Here is a 17,451-nt window from a genome sequence, read left to right as displayed (position 1 = left end):
GTTTGTCCCTCTTACTCCGCATACGCCCATGCAATTTCTCTCTTTGCGCCGCGCCAGCGTCGGCGCCCGGCTCGCCGTACTTTCATGCGTGCTGGTGGCGTTGATTTTCGCCTCCTTCACGTGGGCGCTCACGCGCAGCGCCGGCAAGCAGGTCAGCGACCAGGTGCTTGAACGCATCGCCGACAAAGACCGCTCGATCGCCGCGATGATCACGTTGTTCGATAAGGCGCTGTCAGCCGAAGTCGACCGTTCGACGTCGATGTTCGCAAGCTTCCTGCCGACCACGTACACGCTCGACGAAACACAGAAGATCGACGTCAACGGTGTGGCCACACCCACGTTCAAGGCCGGCGACAAAGTTCTGAACATGGACTTCAGCATTCCCGACCAGTTTCTCGAGCGCAGCGGCGCGGTGGCTACGATCTTCGCGCGCAGCGGCGATGATTTCGTACGCGTGACGACCTCGCTCAAGAAGCAGGACGGCTCACGCGCAATCGGCACGCTGCTCGACCGCAAGGGACCGGCCTATGCGCTGGTCGTCGCGAACAAGACATACACGGGACTCGCCGCGCTTTTCGGCAAGCGCTGGATCACACAATACCGGCCGGTTACCGATGCGAGCGGCCGCGTGATCGGCGCGCTCTTTGTTGGCGTGAACGTCGATGGGGAAATCCAGCAGGTCGAAGACGGCATTCGCAAGCTGAAGATTGGCGACAGCGGGTATTACTTTGTGCTGAACGCGTCGAAGGGCGCGGATCGCGGCAAGCTGATCGTGCATCCGGCCGCCGCCGGCCAGGCCGCGGACAATGCGAACGCGCCGTATCAGCAAATGCTCGACATGAAGGAAGGCCGGCTCGAATACAGTTCCGCCGACGCCACCCTCAGCGAGCAAGGCGCGCGCGACAAGTTCGTCTCGTTCGTGACGGTGCCGGAATGGCAATGGCTGGTGGGCGGCGTCGCGCCGCGCGACGAAGTAATGGCCGAAGTCACCTCCACGCGCAATCACTTTATGCTGCTGGGTTTCGCGCTGGTCGGCGTGTTCGCGGTCGTGTTCCTGTTCGCGGTGCGGCGCCTCGTGAGCCGGCCGCTCGACGAAGCCGCCAAGGCGTCGGAGCGCTTCGCGTCAGGCGATCTCAGCGTGCGCGTGGCGAAGAGCGCAAGCGGACGCGCTGACGAAATCGGCCGCCTGATGCGCTCGATCGACGGCATCGGCGAAGGTCTGGCGCGTATCGTTTCGCAGGTGCGCAGCGCGTCGACCGATATGTCGGAAGGCACCGAGAAGATCGCCGCGGGCAGCGGCAATATCGCCTCGCGCATCGCCACTCAAGCGAGCAGCCTCGAAGAAACCGCAGCCAGCATGGAGCAGATCACGTCGACGGTGCAACAGAACGCGGACCATGCCGCGCAAGCCAACACGCTGGTCACGCGCGCGGCGGACGCGGCGCTCGAAGGAGGCCGCGCAGTGGAACGCGTGGTATCGACGATGGGCGAGATCAGCCGTTCGTCCCAAAAGATTGCCGAGATCACGAGCGTGATCGAAAGCATCGCATTCCAGACCAACATTCTTGCCCTGAACGCGGCCGTCGAGGCGGCCCGCGCGGGCGAGCACGGCAGGGGCTTTGCGGTGGTGGCCTCCGAAGTGCGCGCGCTCGCGCAGCGCAGCGCGGCGTCGGTGAAGGAGATCGAAGGTCTGATCGCGGAATCGACGGCGACCGTGCAAAGCGGCTTCCAGATCGCCGAGCAAGCCAGCACGACGATGCAAGGCATCGTTCAGCAGGTCGGCCAGGTGCGCTCAATCATGGGCGAGATCAGCGTTGCATCGCGCGAACAATCGGGCGGCATTGAACAGGTGAACCTCGCCGTTACGCAGATCGGCGAAGCGACTCAGCAAAACGCGACGATTGTCGGCGAAGCGGAAGACGCAGCCGCCGAGTTGCGCGAGCACGCCGCGCGTCTCGCGCAAGTGGTCAGCGTGTTCAAGCTGGAAAGCGGACGCGATTGAGTCGCCGCGGGGTCGCGGTTACGGAGCGGTTACGGAGCGGTTAGGTAGCGGTTAGGTAGCGGTTAGGTAGCGGTTAGGTAGCGGTTAGGTAGCGGTTAGGTAGCGGATACGTAGCGGCTCGGTCGTGGCCAACTAGCAGCTTTGCGGCACGTGACGACGCGTGGTGGCTGCCGCGTCATTCAAGCGCATCTGCGGCTCATCAGAACTCGACGTCCAGCTCGTCGATCTCTTCCGCTTCCTGCTGCGCGTCCGCGACCCACTGCTGCATCTCGGGCAAAGCCATGATGCGCTGCCCGTATTCGACGATATCCGGATCCAGCTTCACGTCGTAGGTCACGAAACGCGTGACGACCGGCGCGTACATCGCATCGGCCGCGGTGCGCTCACCAAACAGGAACGGACCGCCGTACTGTTTCAGGCACTCGCTCCAGATCGTCACGATACGGTCGATATCCGATTGCGCGCGCGCCCATACCTTGAAGCCGGGGAAATGCGCTTTGAGATTCATCGGCAGCGCCGAGCGCAGCGAAGCGAAACCCGAGTGCATCTCGCCGCAAATCGAGCGGCAATGCGCACGCGCGCGAATGTCCTTCGGCAACAGCAGCGCTTTGGGCTTCACCTCATTCAGATATTCGGCGATGGCGAGCGTGTCCCAGATCTTTATGCCGTCGTGAAAGAGGCACGGCACAAGAATGGACGGCGATAGAAGCAGCAGTTCGGCGCGCGCCGCCGGATCGTCGATCGGCATCACGATCTCATCGAAGGGCAAGCCGCTAAAGCGCGTCAGCAACCAGCCGCGCAGCGACCACGACGAATAGTTCTTGCTGCTGATGGTAAGCGTGGTGTTCGCCATACGTGTCTCCTCCAGATGACGCATTCGTGCGGCGCCCGACTGGGCGCATGCACGCTGCCGTGCGCGCGCGCACCAAAGCGCGGCGACTTCGGCCCGCCCGGACCAGGCGCGCAAATGCTGTGCCAATGCATCGCCGCGGCCCTATTGGTGCATTAACGCAATTGGCATATGACTTGCCTTCTATTCGGGCTCCTTGACTTCCAACGCTCCTGCGAAGGCATGAACCTGTTCGCCTACTCTACTTATCAAGCCTTCGCAGACATGATGCTGCCAATACGTCACGGCGCAGCGCTGGTGAACCGTTCGCTCGACACATGGGCCACGTTCGGCGCGACCTCGCATGGGCGGTCGCTGCGCGCCGGCTGCGATCTGCTGACGCTCGCGGGGCTCACTCCCGTGCGGCCGCCGTTCGAGATCCACAGCGTGATCGTGGAAGGCAAACCTGTCGCGGTCGTCGAAGAAATCGCTGCGCGCACGCCGTTCTGTTCACTCCTCCACTTTCGCAAGCAGACGACGCCGGCGGCGCCGCAACCACGCGTGCTCGTGATCGCGCCGATGTCCGGCCACTTCGCGACGCTGCTGCGCGGCACCGTGCGCACGATGCTCGCCGAACACGACGTGTACGTCACCGACTGGCACAACCCGCGCGATGTGCCGCTGAGTCAGGGCCGCTTCGGCTTCGACGAATTCGTGCAGCACGTGATCGACTTCACCGAAACTATCGGACCCGGCGCGCATCTGCTCGCCGTATGTCAGCCGACTGTTGCCGCGCTCGCCGCCGTCGCGCTGATGGCCGACGACGATCATCCCGCGCAACCCGCCAGCATGACGCTGATGGCCGGTCCGATCGACACGCGCGTCAATCCCACGCGCGTCAATGAACTGGCGAAGAGCAAGCCGATCGAGTGGTTCGAGCAGAACCTGATCAGCGCAGTGCCGTTCGGTTTTCCCGGCGCGCATCGGCGCGTGTATCCGGGATTCGTGCAACTGACCGCGTTCATGTCGATGAATCTGAGCCGGCATCTCGACTCGTTCGAAACCATGCATTACGAGCGGGCCAAAGGCGATCACACGAAAGCCGACACTATTCGCTCGTTCTATGCAGAGTACTTTGCGACGATGGATCTGACCGCGGATTTTTATCTGGAGACCGTCGATACGGTTTTCCAGCGGCACGCGCTGCCGTTACGCGAACTGGAAGTAATGGGGCGCGTGGTGGATCCGTCGAAGATACGGCGTACCGCGTTGCTCACCGTCGAAGGAGAAAAGGACGATATTTGCGCGGTCGGCCAGACACTCGCCGCACAGGACATGTGCGACAAATTGCGGCCGTATCTGAAGACGCACCATGTGCAGACCGGCGTCGGGCATTACGGCGTATTCAACGGGCAGCGCTGGGAGCGGCAGATTTATCCGCGAGTGCGGGCCGTGATTTACGACAACGAACCTCGCGCGGTGCTCGTGAGTTCGATGGCGCGCACCATTCAGCCGGTGCCCGCCGCTACTGCCGCTGAGGTGACGGTAGCGGCGCCAGTTGCGTCCGCGGTGGGTGCGGTGGACGCGGTGGATGGCGAAGCGGTGGCTGCATCCAATGGGTCGACTGCGGTGAAAAGCGGCGATACCGTTTCGACAGCGAAGCCGCGGGCCTCGCGGCCTTCGCGTCGGCGGCCACCGGCGACGCAATGAGCGCTGCCTCGCCCGGCGCGATTTCGCTCGCCGCTGTCTATGCGGTCGGGCGGAACATCTGGAACATGTCGCCGATTTCCGCGTAATCCGCGCGATAGCCGGCGCGCATGATCGGTTGCGCGGCGTGGGTATCGAACAGACCGTCCTTCAGATACGCGTCGTTGATGTGCACGCCGACCACCTGGCCGAGCGACAGATAGTTGTCCATCGGCTTGCCATCGAGACTATGAAGATGCACCACTTGCAGCAGCTTGCATTCGAGCGCAGCCGGCGCTTCGGCGACGTGCGGCACCTGCACGTTACGCCCTGGCGCAGGCGTGAGTCCCGCGAGTTCGAATTCGTCGACGTGCGCCGGGACGGGCGCTGACGAGCGGTTCATCTGCTCGGCGAGCGGTTTGCTCGCCAGGTTCCACACGAACTCGCCGGTGGCTTCGATATTGGCGACGCTATCTTTGCGGCCCTCGCTGCAAAAGCCGATGATCGGCGGGAAGCTCGCGAACGCGCCGAAGAAACTGTAGGGCGCGAGGTTCAGCGTGCCTTCGGTGTCGCGCGAGGAAATCCAGCCGATCAAGCGCGGCGCGACGATGGCTTTGAACGGATCGTGCGGGAGATTATGGCCGGCGGCGGGGTCGTAGAAGTAGTGGGGCATGAATGTAAACGGTAGCGAGCACGAGCGGTACTTATACCGCAGAGTTGTGCGGGGCGCTGCGGGCGGGTCTTACAGGCTAAAGGTTTCAAATGCGATTTACAGCTTTTAGCCTGTATTTGCTCGACCGACACCTCACGATTATGGGTGTCGAGGCGCCGAGCCAGTTTTTCCGCCGCTCTCGCCGGCGTCCGGCCGCAGTCCCTGCCTTTCTTCCCCTCTCATCCCCGCCGAATCAGCCGCTTGCGCCCTTCCTTCACTTGCGCCAGATGCGCTTCGTCCCAGTCATAAAAACCCGCACCGCTGCGCAGGCCGACACGCCCCGCCTGTACCTGCTGACGCAGCAGATCGAGCACGTCTTCGTCTTTTGCGAGTTCCGGCATCAGATGAGTGGAAATGTCGAGGAAGGTATCCAGCCCGCCCATGTCCGCGGCTTCGAGTGGACCGACGATTCCCCACCGGCGTCCGAGCGACGCCTTCATGACGCGATCCACCACATCCGGCGTCGCCGCGCCCGAGCGCACGATATTCAGCGCCTCGCGCAACACCGCGAACTGCAGGCGGTTCCCGACAAAGCCGGGAATTGCCCTGGCCAGAATCACGGGCTCCATGCCGATCGCGCTCATCAACTCGGCGGTTTTCGCCGTGACTTCGGGCGCGGTTGCGGTTCCAGGCACGACTTCGACGAGCGGAATCATGTGCGGCGGATTCCAGAAATGGGCTATGACAAAGCGCTCTTTCGCGCGCAACGGAGCGACGAGCTGGTCTGGCGGGAAACCACTGGTATTGCTGGCGAGAATCGCGTCGGCGGCGAGCAGCGCAATCAATTTTTCGTACAGGCGATGCTTCAACTCGAGCACCTCAGGAATCGCCTCGATCACGAAATCCGCCGACGCCATCACGTCCAGTTCCGCGTGTGTCTCGATGCGCGCGAGCGCCGCCCGTTTCGCATCCCGGTCGATGCGGCCGGCGTCGATCAATTCGTCGAGCACCGCTTCCGCTTTCGGCGCGACGCTCGCAAGACGCGCCGCGTCGACGTCATGGACGATCGTCCGGTAACCGTGCAATGCGCTTTGCGTCGCGATGCCGACGCCCATCAGTCCGGTGCCCACTACGCCTATCGTTGTCTTCATTGCCTCGCTCACGCCGCTCTCCCGCTGCCATCCATGAAAGCGTTAAAGCATAGCGCAGCGCGCAAGTTGGCAGTGCCGAACGCAGCAAAGCCGGCCTTCCGCGAGGAAGAGCCGGCTTTGCCCTTTTTCACGCCGCGTCAGGCGGCGACGTCATGCGCGGATCAGTAGCGCGGCGGCGGACGGTGTTCGTCGCGGCCATGATGACGCGGGTCGTTGTCGTGCGGATGATGGCGCATCCACTCGTCGTGGCCCCAGTAGCGGTGACCGTCGTAATAACGATCGCCATGCCAGCCGATGTCGATCGACATTCCCACCGGCATCATGTGCGGCTGGCCGTAGACGGCCGGTCCCGGGCCGCGTTCGACGATCACGCGTTCCTGAGCGGACGCGCCGCCCGCTGCCAGCATGGCGCCACCGGCCAACAGAGCCGCGATGATCGAACGCGATGTTTTGTTGAAAGCTTTCATAGTTCTCTCCCGTCAAAGTTTGAATCAAGCCGGCACCGTGTTCCGCGAGCCTCGAACTCTTTGTGGCCCGCACAAGACGCCGTGCGCTTGAGATGAACTTTAGCGACGCGAACCGCATGAAGACGTGAGCACTTGTAAGCGCACATTTCAAAGAAAGGGACGGATGGCGGACTCTTGATGTCGCCTACGCGACCCGTCGCGAAGGCTTTGGCGGCCAACCGTGCCGATTGCGCGGCAAGATGGTGTGAGCCGCCGTTACATTCATTTCGGCCGGGAAATATTCGACGGCTCGCTACCTCGTCGAACTGACGCGAAGAAGCGCACAAATGACGGCCTGCTACCCGCTCAGATAAAACAAAAGCCACGGCACGCGCTTCGCGGGCAGTGGCTTGAAATGACGCATGCGCACTTGAGGTGCGGGCCCGGCGCAATAACCGCGCGCAGGCCGGTACAGCGAGCTATTAGTCGGTCAGCTTGATGCCGAACAACGTAGCTTGTGCTTTACGCACGCGCTCTGCCTCGCGGGCACGCGCTGCATACGAGTAGTCCGTATCCAGCGGCAGATGGGGCGACGTAAAGAGGTCGCTGACCTTTTGGAACAATGCAAAGATGAAGCTCATGGCGACTCCCGGTTGGTTACTGCATTTGCTAGGGTATTCCCTTAAGAATCATTATAGGGTTTTCCCTAGGCAAAAGCTAGTGCAATGCAGCATTTTTCCGGTGTGGCGCCATGCGGTACCGCTCGGACGGTCATATTGCGTTGCAACACGACAACGTCCCCGTTTTTGAGACGCTTTCTGCTCGGTCCAAGCGCCTATTGCAGCGGGGTGGATCCAGGTTTCGGGCTAGCCGCGCGGCGCTTCGCCGGTGCGCTTTGGCGGGGATTGACCACGGCGGCGTCGATCGAACCTTGCGCCGACGCGTCGGCGCCCACTAGCGTTGCGCTGTTCACAGACACGATCAGTCCCGGCAGCGTGCGCGTCGGCTGGTCTTGCGGCTTGACGGCGGCTCCCGTGGCGGAGAACTCGATATTCAGAGCCCAATGTCCCTCGTGTATGCCTTGATCGCGCAGAAGCGCGGTGATCAGGTCCTCGACGCAGTATTTGTGTTCGCTAGTCGGCATGTTGGCTTCGGTGAAATGAGGCGCTGGCGTGCCCGGTCCGGCTACGCTACAGCATCGAGAGTGTAGAGCGCGGGACTTGGTTTGCGACGGATTGTCGGCGGCCTTCGCCTTACGGCGCCTATCAGGCCAAAGGGGCGGAGATTGCCGCCGCGGCCGGCGTTTCGCCGGCGCGGCGGGCTATCGCGGATTCAATGTGAGTTGGCCGTTTTCGGCTTGTGAGCGTGCTGTGCGCGCGCGGCGCGCTTGCCATTCGTGGATGCCGGGGCTGCGGCTTGCTGCGACGCCGCGAGCACCGGCGCTGTCGGCGCGGTCGGCGGCCGCGCGGCATTTGCAGCGGCGGCCTTGGCCATCGCCATTTGCGTGTCGAGCAGGCTGGCCGTCGCGGCCTGCTGGTTTTGCATCATCTGTTCGACGCGGTGTTGCTGAGCGGTGGTCTCACGCGTGAGGCGCATCAACAGCAAGGTTTGCGTGATGCCGATTGCGACCGTCATCAGGAGCGCGCCGACCACGATCGACAGCATCCATTTCATGCGGCGCGAATGGTCGGTCGCCGCGCGGCGCTGATCGGCGATCACACCGTATAGCGCGTCGACGGTGTCCGCGAACGCGGTCGCCCGCGCGCGGTCGAGTTCCGGCGCGGCGCGCGAAGCGGCTGCCGCCGCTTCGACGCGTTGCGCTTCTTGCCAGGGCACGGCGAAACTTGCGCGGGCTTGGGCGGACGCCGCCGTGCCGCCGGGCGGTTTCGTCTCTCGTGCTGATGCTTTTTCGGAGTCCAGCGAAGCGCCTTCAGTGCGCGCGTTCGTGGCGTTCGTGGCGTCCGCTTCGGCCGTGGCTGCTTCCCCGTGCCCGGCAACTGTGGTTTCGCTTACTAGCGGCGAAGGTTTGCCACTTGCCTCAGACGTAGCGCCAGCCGCCGTATCGGCTGTCGCACCGCCCCGCTCGGCGGCGGCCTGGCGCAGCGCGGTCACACTGCGCGCCACCGTCGCGGCGGCCATGGCGGGTGGAAGCGGCAAAGCGGCATCGCGCGCCGATGCAACGGCTTTGTCCTCGTCGGCCAGATCAGGAGCGCTCGCCTTCGGCCCGACCTCAGGCTCGGCCTCCGTCGACGACTCGATTTCCAGTCCACTCAATTGAGCATTAACCGCTGCCGGCTCGTCGGCCCGAACTGCGCGCGGTGCGCGGCGCGCCGCCTTTGCGTCCGGCGACGCGTTGTCGGCGGGCGGATCGAGAGCGCCGACGGCGGCCAGCACGACATCGGGCAATTCAAATCCATGCAGCGTGCCTTGCCGGACGTCGATGTTCATCGCTTCCAGCGTGGCGCGGGTGGGATCGTCGGGGAACAGGTCGAGCGTGCTGTCGTCGCGCGGAACGTCGCTCAGTTGCGCGAGGCGTTGTGCCGAGCGCGCGGCGCGCGCCAGCTTTTTTTCGGTTTCGGTCGAGACGGTGGCCTGACGCTGCTTCGGGGAAGCGGCGCGCGGAGGCCGGGACTGCGTGGATACTGCGGAATCTGCCATAGAGAAAAAAGCGGTCGTCGCCGGGGAGCAGGCGCCGGCACCGCTCGTCAATGCCATTGGAATTTTTCGAGACCGCATTGTCGCATGGCGCTCACCGCCACCGAAGCCATTCGCCGACGATTTTCCGTTTCAAGGCGATGCGTCGTCTTGCCGGAACTCCCTGACGCCCTGCAGTTGACGCAAGCGCGCGCAAATCGCCTCGTATTCGGTATTCGACACGCGGTGCAAGGTGATCATCACCTCGTCGCATTCTGGCGTTTCGTCGCTCTGCTGCATGACGAATTGTTTGACGCGCGGGCTCGCGGCGCCTAGTTCGTCGTGCAGCGAGTGAAATGTCATGGCGCCGCGTTCCACGATCATGGTCACCTGGCGCCGCTGCTTGACCGTGATGAACCGCCGCTCGAGCGGCTTGATGCCCGCGAGGATGATCAGAATGATGATGGTTGCCGCGATCGACGCCGTGTACAGCCCGCCTCCGACCGCGAGCCCGATCGCGGCGACCGACCACAGGCTGGCCGCCGTCGTCAGCCCGCGCACGATTTCGCCGCGCAGCAGGATCGAACCCGCGCCGAGAAAGCCGATGCCTGAAACGACCTGCGCCGCCATCCGCGAAGGATCGAGCATGATGTGTTGGCCCGTGAGCACTTCGGCAAAGCCGTAGGCGGACACGATCATGATCAGCGCCGAGCCCACGCAAACCAGCATATGCGTGCGCAATCCCGCAGCCCACGACAGACGCTCGCGCTCGAAGCCGATCACACTGCCGAGCGCCGCGGCCAATACCAGACGGGAGATGAGTTCGAGGTTGCCCAACATCGTCTTTCTCCTTCTTGAAACTATGAAGCGTTTTCCTCGTCCATATTGGGCGCCGGCTGACACTGGTTTGCTTTATCCTAAGCCGCACGCTGCCCCCGCGCGCGCGGCTTGCTGCCGATGGTCTGCCAGTTGTCTGCCAGTTGTCTGCCGGTTATCTGCCGGTTATCTGCTGGTTTTTTGCCGGCTTTTTGCCAGTCTTTCTGCCGGCAGTTGCACTATCGCCAGAACCGGGCCCGCTTTACCAGGCGCGCGTCCACGGGCGCTTTGAAATGTCGCATTTGACGAACTTGACTATGCCGAGCACGAACCCTACCGCCGCCTCAACGATCGCACTCGCCGCCGCACTACGCGATCACTTTAATGGCGTCATTCTGCCAATGTGGCGCGGCCCCGGTTTCAACAACGCGCTCAAGCTGCCCCACGAAGCACTCAGCGCGGAAGACCACCGTCCGGCACCCTCACAACGCTATCGGGCAATGGCCTGCGCGCGGCAACTCTTCGTGTTTTCTAAAGCTGGCGATGCCGCCCACGCACAGCTTCTATTCGATTCGCTCACACGCACTTTTCAGGACACGCAACACGGCGGATGGTTCTACAGCGTGGACGAGCACGGCGCACCGCTCGACACGGCCAAAGACCTGTACACGCATGCGTTCGTGGTGTTTGCCTGCGCGGAATATGGCCGGCGCTCCGGCAATGGTGACGCGCTGGAAATCGTGCATCGCACGTCGGCGCTGATTCAGTCGCACTTTGCCGCAGAAGACGACCTCTTCAACGCCGCACTCACCGCAGACTTCGCGCATGTCACCGGCACGCCGGTCCAGAATCCGTTGATGCATCTGACCGAAGCGTGGCTAGCTGCCCGCGAAGCCACTCGCGACAACGCTTTCGACGCCGCGCTGCGGCGACTCGCCGGCGCGGTCGCGCGTCACTTCGTGCATGCGCCTTCGGGCTGCATCGCCGAATTGCCGATCGGCACGCACGACAATCGCCTGGAACCCGGCCATCAGTTCGAATGGTTCTGGCTGGTCAACCAGGCGGGCGCCATGTTTGAAGGCTCGGGTCTCGTGGAAGCCATGCCGCGCGCATTCACCTATGCGCAACGCAATGGCGTGGATCAGGAAACGGGCGGCGTGTATGCATCGCTCGATGAAGACGGGCGGATCAAGGACCCAACGCAGCGTATCTGGGCGCAAACGGAATATCTGCGCGCACTCGCAAGCCATGACGAACCGGCTATGAATGCGGTTCTGCCGCGGCAGATCGAATTGTTCCAGCGGCGCTTTCTGCGCCCGGAAGGCTGGTTTGAATGCAAGACTTCAGCGGGAGAGGTGGCGCGGGCCGACATGCCGTCGACCACGCCTTACCATCTCGCTACCGCTTTTGACGCGTTGCCGGCCTGAAGCCAGCCCTACGTCAGTTTGTCGGTTCATCACTATCGTCACGCGCCGGCACCAAAGTGAGCCGGCACTGACTCAAACCGCATGGTCGATCAATACTCCTCGCGCTGCCAGGGGCTCCAGTCCTTCCCGTCTGATCTGAATCGCATATAAGTGGCGCTTTGGCCGGTAGGCGTATCCGACACATCGCCTTGTGGCTTTCGGTCGGTTGTGTGGAGGGCGAAAGCCTGGCGGTCATCGGCATCGACGGTGATGCGACCGACCGGGTCCGGCGCGCCTTCCTGAGGTGATTTAGACTCCAATATCGCGAGATAGGGGGTCAAACGACTCCAGAACGACGTGAGTTCTTCTTGCAGATAATGTGTCAATGTTTTTCCTGGAAGAGTAATACGCACAGTTTACCCTACCCGCAGGTGCGCCCTTTTTTGCGCCCTCGACGTTCCAAAAAGACCGAAGCCGGGGAATACCCGAATACTTGTTGATTGGCGTCCGTCATAAAGACGTGATACAACTCGTACTTCGCGCTCGATCTCGAGTTGAGAAATAGCGGTCGCGAATGCAATACACAACATTTACTGGATCAAAAATGGCAACAGGTACTGTGAAGTGGTTTAACGATGCAAAGGGCTTTGGTTTCATCACGCCGGACGACGGCGGCGAAGACCTGTTCGCACACTTTTCGGAAGTTCAAGGCAGCGGCTTCAAGTCCCTGCAGGAAAACCAGAAGGTGTCGTTCGAAGTTAAGCAAGGCCCGAAGGGCAAGCAGGCTGCGAACATCCAGCCGGCCTAAGTACCAACGGTACTTTGAGGCACCCATAGGCGCTTGCGTCTAGTACAAAATGGCCCGCTTTTGCGGGCCATTTTCTCTTTCCGGTTGCCCGATTCTTGAGCGCGAACGATTTAAATTGCGCGCATTCCGGACAACGCAAATTGTCCAGTTTCCGTCGGCATGTCGTCGATCTGTTGCGTGCGCAACACAGCCTCCGAAATTTCGAACACGGAAACCGCCTGCTTCAACTGCTGGGTCTGTTGATGCAGCGAAGCCGCCGCTGCCGCCGCTTGCTCGACGAGCGCCGCATTCTGCTGCGTCATCTCATCCATCTGCACGACTGCCTGGTTCACCTGCTCGATGCCCGTGCTTTGCTCAAGCGACGACGCGCTGATTTCCGCCATCATCTGCGTGACGCGCGAGATCGAGGCGGACACGTTGCTCATCGCTTCGCCGGCATGCTCGACCAGCGTGGAACCGCCCTGAATCTCGGCGACCGATTCGCTGATCAGCGTCTTGATCTCCTTGGCCGACTGCGCGCTACGCTGGGCCAGCCCGCGCACTTCGCCGGCCACCACCGCGAAGCCGCGGCCCTGTTCGCCGGCCCGCGCCGCTTCGACGGCCGCATTGAGCGCGAGAATATTCGTCTGGAACGCAATGCCGTCGATCACCGAAATGATCTCGGCGATCTTGTCGGAGCTCTGCGCAATGCCGCGCATTTTGTCCACCACCTTGTCGACCACTTCGCTGCCGCGCGACGTCGCCTCGAGCGCGGTCTCGGCGAGCGCGTTCGCTTCGCGCGCGTGATCGGCGTTCTGACGCACGGTGGCCGTCAATTCCTCCATGCTCGAAGCGGTTTCTTCGAGCGATGCCGCCTGGTTCTCAGTGCGTGCGGAAAGATCGGCGTTGCCGGTCGCAATTTCATCGGCGCCAAGGTGGATCGAGTCGGCGGATTCCCGCACGGTCCGCACAGTGCGCGCGACGCTCGCCTGCATTTTTGCGAGGCCCGAGAACAACCGGCCGATTTCGTTGGTGCCGCGCGCGGCGATCGGTTGATCGAGACGTCCTTGCGCGATGCGGTCGAAGTGACGGCCCGCTTCCTCGAGCGGCGCGACCACGCCGCGGCGCAACGCCATGTAAACCGCAAACGTCCCGCCGACCAGCGCCAGCAGAATCACGATGCTGACGGCGCGGAAGGTGTCCATGCGCGTATCGATTGAATCGAGCGATGCACGGCTCGCCGCGTTACCGAACTGCGTGAAGGTGTGCAACTCGGTCAGATAAGCGTCCTGGAACGACTGCGTCGGCTGGTCGAGAAATGCCTGAATGTTGTTCGCGTCGAGAAACTGCGCGAGCTCCGTGAGCGCGCCGTGCAGCTTCTTGTAGCGCTCGGCGAGCGCCGCCGCGCGGGCGCCGTTTTCGTCGCTGGTCTTCGGCGCGCTCATGAAGGCGCTGAACGACTGCTCGGCGGCCGTCAGCTGCTCGCGCGCGTGCTGAACGATGTCAGTCGGCTCCGCCCCGCCGCGCACCATGCGCGTACCGGCGCGCGACAGGTTGATGCGCGCGTCCATCAGATGCTGCGTGGTTTCGTTGACAGCATCCACCTGCTTCAGCGCAATGTTCGACAGATCGCCAACGTCGTCATGGGTGCGCGTCAATGACCAGAAACCCAGACCGACCGTGACAAGCTGGAAAACGCAAAACGCGGCCAGAACACACAACAGGCCGGATGCGACCTTGATCTTGCTGAACATCGTGAACACCTGAAGGCAAAGAATAACGGAAGCTACGTCAGGGTTAACGGCAGCAACCTGCCTGGCTGAAGACCAAGTACGTCAAAGATCGTCTTACATAGCTTTTACATCGGCCAACGTCTGAATTTCTGTCGGTTTACTCGCGCGTACCGCGCAGATATTTCCGATTCACCTTGACGGCGCGCGTCGGCGCTTCCTAGAGTGGGTAGGGACTGACGAGCGCACGCCAGTGCGCGATGCCACTGCGGGGCTTCCTCGAAGGAATCACAATGACCGACCTACTCGACCGGGCGCGCGGCGCACTGCATGCCCAGCCGTTCAGCGTGCTGTTAGGCGCAGACCTGATGCATACGGGCACCAATGAACTGACGCTGAGCTTGCCGATCCGCGACGAGCTGCGGCAACAGCACGGCTTCGTGCATGGCGGGGTGATCAGCTACCTCGCAGACAACGCGCTGACGTTTGCCGGCGCGCTCTCGCTCGGGCCGAAGGTGGTAACGGGGGAGTACAAGATCAACTATCTGCGTCCCGCCGTGAACGGCACGCTGATCGCGCGGGCGCAGGTGGTGTACGCAGGCCGCCATCAGGCGACCTGCCAATGCAACATCTTTGTGATGGAGGGCAACCGGGAGAGACTCGTCGCGGTTGCACAGGGCACCGTCAACCGGATCGGCGAGAACGGCGACCACGAACCGGCGAATTAACGCTTGCGCGCTCGCCGCCGGTTGACAACGGCTCACTCCGCCGCGTAAGTCTTCTGCGTTTGCTCGCCGAGACCTTCGATACCCAGACGGATCGTCTGGCCCGGCCTCAGATACACCGGATTCGGCTTCACGCCCATGCCGACGCCCGGCGGCGTGCCGGTCGAAATGACGTCGCCCGGTTGCAGGCTCATGCACTGAGACACGTACGAGACCAGCTTCGCGACGCCGAATACCATCGTCTTTGTGCTGCCGTTCTGATAGCGGTGACCGTCAACTTCGAGCCACAGACTCAGGTTCTGCGGATCGGCGACTTCGTCGCGCGTGACCATCCACGGGCCGATGGGACCGAACGTGTCGAAGCCCTTGCCTTTATCCCACGTGCCGCCGCGTTCGATCTGCCACTCGCGTTCCGACACGTCGTTGATCACGCAGTAGCCGGCGACGTAATCCAGCGCGTTCGCTTCGTCGACATACTTTGCCGGCTTGCCGATCACGACGCCGAGTTCCACTTCCCAATCGGTCTTCTTCGAACCGCGCGGAATTTCGACGTCGTCGTTCGGACCGGAAATCGCGCTCGTCCACTTGTTGAAGATCACCGGCTCGGCCGGCACGGGCAGATTCGACTCAGCCGCGTGATCCGCGTAATTCAAGCCGATGCAGATGAACTTGCCGATCTTGCCGACGCACGGGCCCATGCGCGGATTGCCTTCCACGACCGGCAGCGAAGCCGCGTCCAGCGTGCGCAATTTGGCGAGGCTCTCGTCGGTGAGCGCCGCGCCGTCGATGTCGGCAACCACGCCGGACAGATCGCGAATCTTGCCTTGCGCGTCGAGCAGGCCCGGCTTTTCCTGGCCTTTCGGCCCGTAACGAAGCAGTTTCATCGTTGCACTTTCCTCTGGTTTCAGTGGTGTTCAGTTCGTGTGTCAGGGGCGCGGGCCTGTGCGTCGGCTTTTGCGCTCAGCTCATGCGTTAGTTCGACCAGCCGCCGTCGATCACATGCGCGTGACCGGTGGTGAACGACGACTCGTCGGAAGCGAGATACAGCGCCAGCGCAGCGATTTCCTCGGGCTTGCCGATGCGCCCCATCGGCTGACGCGCGATGAACGCGGCCTGCACGGCTTCGAGCGTCGCGCCCTGCGCCGCGGCCTGCTCGACGATCCGCTGTTCGAGCGACGGCGACGACACCGTGCCCGGGCAGATCGCGTTACAGCGTACACCACGCGTGATGAAGTCCGCGGCGACGGACTTGGTCAGCCCGATCACCGCCGCCTTCGACGCGCTATACGCAAAGCGGTTCGGCACGCCCTTCACGCTCGACGCCGCCGACGACATATTGATGATCGAGCCGCTGCCCCGCTCGAGCATCGCCGGCAGGAACGCGCGGATCATCCGGTACATCGCCTTCACGTTCAGGTCGAACGCAAAGTCCCAGTCTTCTTCGCTGCATTCGAGGATCGACCCTGCATGCACGAAGCCCGCGCAGTTGAACAGCACGTCGATCGGGCCGACTTCAGCGGCCAGGGCCTTGATCGCGGCGCCATCGAGCACGTCGAGCTTGCGCGCCTCGACGGGCTTGCCGGCGAGCCCGTCGAGGCGAATGTCGGTGGCGATCACGCGCGCGCCTTCGCGCGCGAACATTTCGGCGGTTGCGAGGCCGATGCCTTGCCCCGCCGCGGTAATCAATGCTGTCTTGCCGGCCAGTCTTTGTGTCATCTACGACTCCAGTTGAATGGGCTAACTTGTCTACGTCACGTCAAAGTCGATAAAACGCGGCGGCGTTGCCGCCAAAAACCGCTTCGCGCTCGTCGTCGCTTAGCGACGCAAGCAGCGTGTTCGCCACCGAATGCCACAGCAGATAATCGCCGTTCAGTTCAAGCACCGGCCAGTCGCTGCCCCACATCAGGCGCGCCGGACCGAAAGTAGCCAGCAAAAGTTCGACGTAGGGCCGCAGCGTCTCCTCGGTCCAACCGGGCGACGCCTCGGTGGCGAGACCGGACAGCTTGCAATACACGCCCGGCAGCTTCGCAAGCCGCGCGATCGCGTCGGCCCATGTTTGCCAGCCCGCCCGACCGTAGCGGATAGGCGGCTTCGCGCCGTGGTCGACGACAATGCGCAGCGCCGGAAAACGCGCCGCGAATGTCTCCACATGCTCGACGTGCCGCGCGTAGATCAGTGCGTCGAAAGCGAGGTCGTGCTCGATCAGCGCTTCGATTGCCGGCGCGAGATCGGGGTTCGCGATCCATGTATCGTCGGGCAGGTCTTGCAGCATCGGCCGCACGCCTTTGAACTTCGGCTCTTGCGCGAGCGCTCCGATCAAGGACGGCGCGGTAGGTAGCAGAAGCGGCACCCAACCGACTACGCCCGCGATAGACGGCTCCTCGCGCGCAATGTCCAGCAGATAACGCGTTTCGTCGATGGTCGGCGCCGCCTGCACGACGACCGTTCTGTCGATGCCTGCTGTCTCTCGCAATGGTTTCAGATCCGTCGGGCCGAATGGCCGGTACAGAATCTCAAGCTCCGGCGTGAGCCATTCGTAATCGCCGCGAGCGGGGTCCCAGTAGTGCTGATGAGCATCGATATGCAT

General features: G+C 62.8%; 18 protein-coding genes. 5 read left to right on the top strand and 13 right to left on the bottom strand.

The genetic code is table 11. The features are described from left to right. Positions 1-28: 28 nt before the first annotated feature. Positions 29-2,002 (top strand): methyl-accepting chemotaxis protein, encoded by a 1,974-nt coding sequence (locus tag C0Z16_RS13000; RefSeq protein ID WP_102632551.1) that lies wholly within the window; start codon positions 29-31, stop codon positions 2,000-2,002. A 199-nt stretch (positions 2,003-2,201) separates the two neighbouring features. Here the strand turns inward: C0Z16_RS13000 and C0Z16_RS12995 are convergent, their stop codons facing one another. After that, entirely contained in the window at positions 2,202-2,855 is a 654-nt protein-coding gene (locus tag C0Z16_RS12995) for a glutathione S-transferase family protein (RefSeq protein ID WP_102632550.1), read from the bottom strand. Between the two features lie 219 nt (positions 2,856-3,074). Here C0Z16_RS12995 and C0Z16_RS12990 point away from each other — a divergent pair, with 219 nt between their 5' ends. Beyond that, on the top strand, positions 3,075-4,541 hold the full coding sequence (locus tag C0Z16_RS12990) for a polyhydroxyalkanoate depolymerase (RefSeq protein ID WP_102632549.1): 1,467 nt from the start codon (positions 3,075-3,077) through the stop codon (positions 4,539-4,541). Positions 4,542-4,578: 37 nt separating this feature from the next. On the opposite strand, the gene C0Z16_RS12985 is transcribed toward C0Z16_RS12990, so the two are convergent. The 7 genes from C0Z16_RS12985 to C0Z16_RS12960 all read right to left on the bottom strand — a co-directional run bounded on the left by C0Z16_RS12985 (position 4,579) and on the right by C0Z16_RS12960 (position 10,240). Next, positions 4,579-5,190, bottom strand: coding sequence for a flavin reductase family protein (locus tag C0Z16_RS12985; RefSeq protein WP_102632548.1), 612 nt, complete (start codon positions 5,188-5,190; stop codon positions 4,579-4,581). Positions 5,191-5,408: 218 nt separating this feature from the next. After that, positions 5,409-6,320, bottom strand: a complete 912-nt coding sequence (locus C0Z16_RS12980; protein ID WP_102632547.1) for a 3-hydroxyacyl-CoA dehydrogenase family protein — start codon at positions 6,318-6,320, stop codon at positions 5,409-5,411. A 161-nt stretch (positions 6,321-6,481) separates the two neighbouring features. Next, positions 6,482-6,787: a hypothetical protein gene (locus C0Z16_RS12975; RefSeq protein ID WP_102632546.1), complete on the bottom strand. Its 306-nt coding sequence runs from the start codon at positions 6,785-6,787 to the stop codon at positions 6,482-6,484. Between the two features lie 461 nt (positions 6,788-7,248). Further along, positions 7,249-7,407 (bottom strand): hypothetical protein, encoded by a 159-nt coding sequence (locus C0Z16_RS38150; RefSeq protein ID WP_167403514.1) that lies wholly within the window; start codon positions 7,405-7,407, stop codon positions 7,249-7,251. Positions 7,408-7,601: 194 nt separating this feature from the next. Continuing rightward, positions 7,602-7,910: a hypothetical protein gene (locus tag C0Z16_RS12970; RefSeq protein WP_102632545.1), complete on the bottom strand. Its 309-nt coding sequence runs from the start codon at positions 7,908-7,910 to the stop codon at positions 7,602-7,604. A 188-nt stretch (positions 7,911-8,098) separates the two neighbouring features. Then, positions 8,099-9,424, bottom strand: coding sequence for a hypothetical protein (locus tag C0Z16_RS12965; RefSeq protein ID WP_102632585.1), 1,326 nt, complete (start codon positions 9,422-9,424; stop codon positions 8,099-8,101). A 129-nt stretch (positions 9,425-9,553) separates the two neighbouring features. Further along, on the bottom strand, positions 9,554-10,240 hold the full coding sequence (locus tag C0Z16_RS12960) for an MgtC/SapB family protein (protein WP_102632544.1): 687 nt from the start codon (positions 10,238-10,240) through the stop codon (positions 9,554-9,556). A gap of 293 nt (positions 10,241-10,533) precedes the next feature. Between C0Z16_RS12960 and C0Z16_RS12955 the strand changes: the two genes are divergently transcribed. Beyond that, a complete protein-coding gene (locus C0Z16_RS12955) occupies positions 10,534-11,643 on the top strand; it encodes an AGE family epimerase/isomerase (RefSeq protein ID WP_102632584.1) in 1,110 nt (369 codons plus the stop codon). Between the two features lie 89 nt (positions 11,644-11,732). On the opposite strand, the gene C0Z16_RS12950 is transcribed toward C0Z16_RS12955, so the two are convergent. Next, positions 11,733-12,008: a hypothetical protein gene (locus C0Z16_RS12950; RefSeq protein WP_102632543.1), complete on the bottom strand. Its 276-nt coding sequence runs from the start codon at positions 12,006-12,008 to the stop codon at positions 11,733-11,735. Positions 12,009-12,226: 218 nt separating this feature from the next. Between C0Z16_RS12950 and C0Z16_RS12945 the strand changes: the two genes are divergently transcribed. Continuing rightward, entirely contained in the window at positions 12,227-12,430 is a 204-nt protein-coding gene (locus C0Z16_RS12945) for a cold-shock protein (protein ID WP_102632542.1), read from the top strand. 110 nt (positions 12,431-12,540) lie between these two features. Here the strand turns inward: C0Z16_RS12945 and C0Z16_RS12940 are convergent, their stop codons facing one another. Beyond that, positions 12,541-14,163 carry a methyl-accepting chemotaxis protein gene (locus tag C0Z16_RS12940; RefSeq protein ID WP_102632583.1) on the bottom strand — a complete coding sequence of 541 codons (1,623 nt, stop codon included), beginning with the start codon at positions 14,161-14,163 and terminating at the stop codon, positions 12,541-12,543. Positions 14,164-14,432: 269 nt separating this feature from the next. Here C0Z16_RS12940 and C0Z16_RS12935 point away from each other — a divergent pair, with 269 nt between their 5' ends. Beyond that, on the top strand, positions 14,433-14,867 hold the full coding sequence (locus C0Z16_RS12935; RefSeq protein WP_102632541.1) for a PaaI family thioesterase: 435 nt from the start codon (positions 14,433-14,435) through the stop codon (positions 14,865-14,867). Between the two features lie 32 nt (positions 14,868-14,899). Here C0Z16_RS12935 and C0Z16_RS12930 read toward each other — a convergent pair whose 3' ends face one another. The 3 genes from C0Z16_RS12930 to C0Z16_RS12920 all read right to left on the bottom strand — a co-directional run bounded on the left by C0Z16_RS12930 (position 14,900) and on the right by C0Z16_RS12920 (position 17,451). After that, positions 14,900-15,748, bottom strand: coding sequence for an ureidoglycolate lyase (locus tag C0Z16_RS12930; RefSeq protein ID WP_102632540.1), 849 nt, complete (start codon positions 15,746-15,748; stop codon positions 14,900-14,902). 88 nt (positions 15,749-15,836) lie between these two features. Beyond that, positions 15,837-16,580 (bottom strand): SDR family oxidoreductase, encoded by a 744-nt coding sequence (locus tag C0Z16_RS12925; protein WP_102632539.1) that lies wholly within the window; start codon positions 16,578-16,580, stop codon positions 15,837-15,839. A gap of 40 nt (positions 16,581-16,620) precedes the next feature. Beyond that, entirely contained in the window at positions 16,621-17,451 is an 831-nt protein-coding gene (locus C0Z16_RS12920) for an amidohydrolase family protein (RefSeq protein WP_102632538.1), read from the bottom strand.

Origin of the sequence: Paraburkholderia rhynchosiae, from assembly GCF_002879865.1 — a bacterium.
Taxonomy (GTDB): Bacteria; Pseudomonadota; Gammaproteobacteria; order Burkholderiales; family Burkholderiaceae; genus Paraburkholderia; species Paraburkholderia rhynchosiae.
Note: the sequence above shows the minus strand (reverse complement) of the source record. Positions and strands in the feature narration are given on the sequence as shown.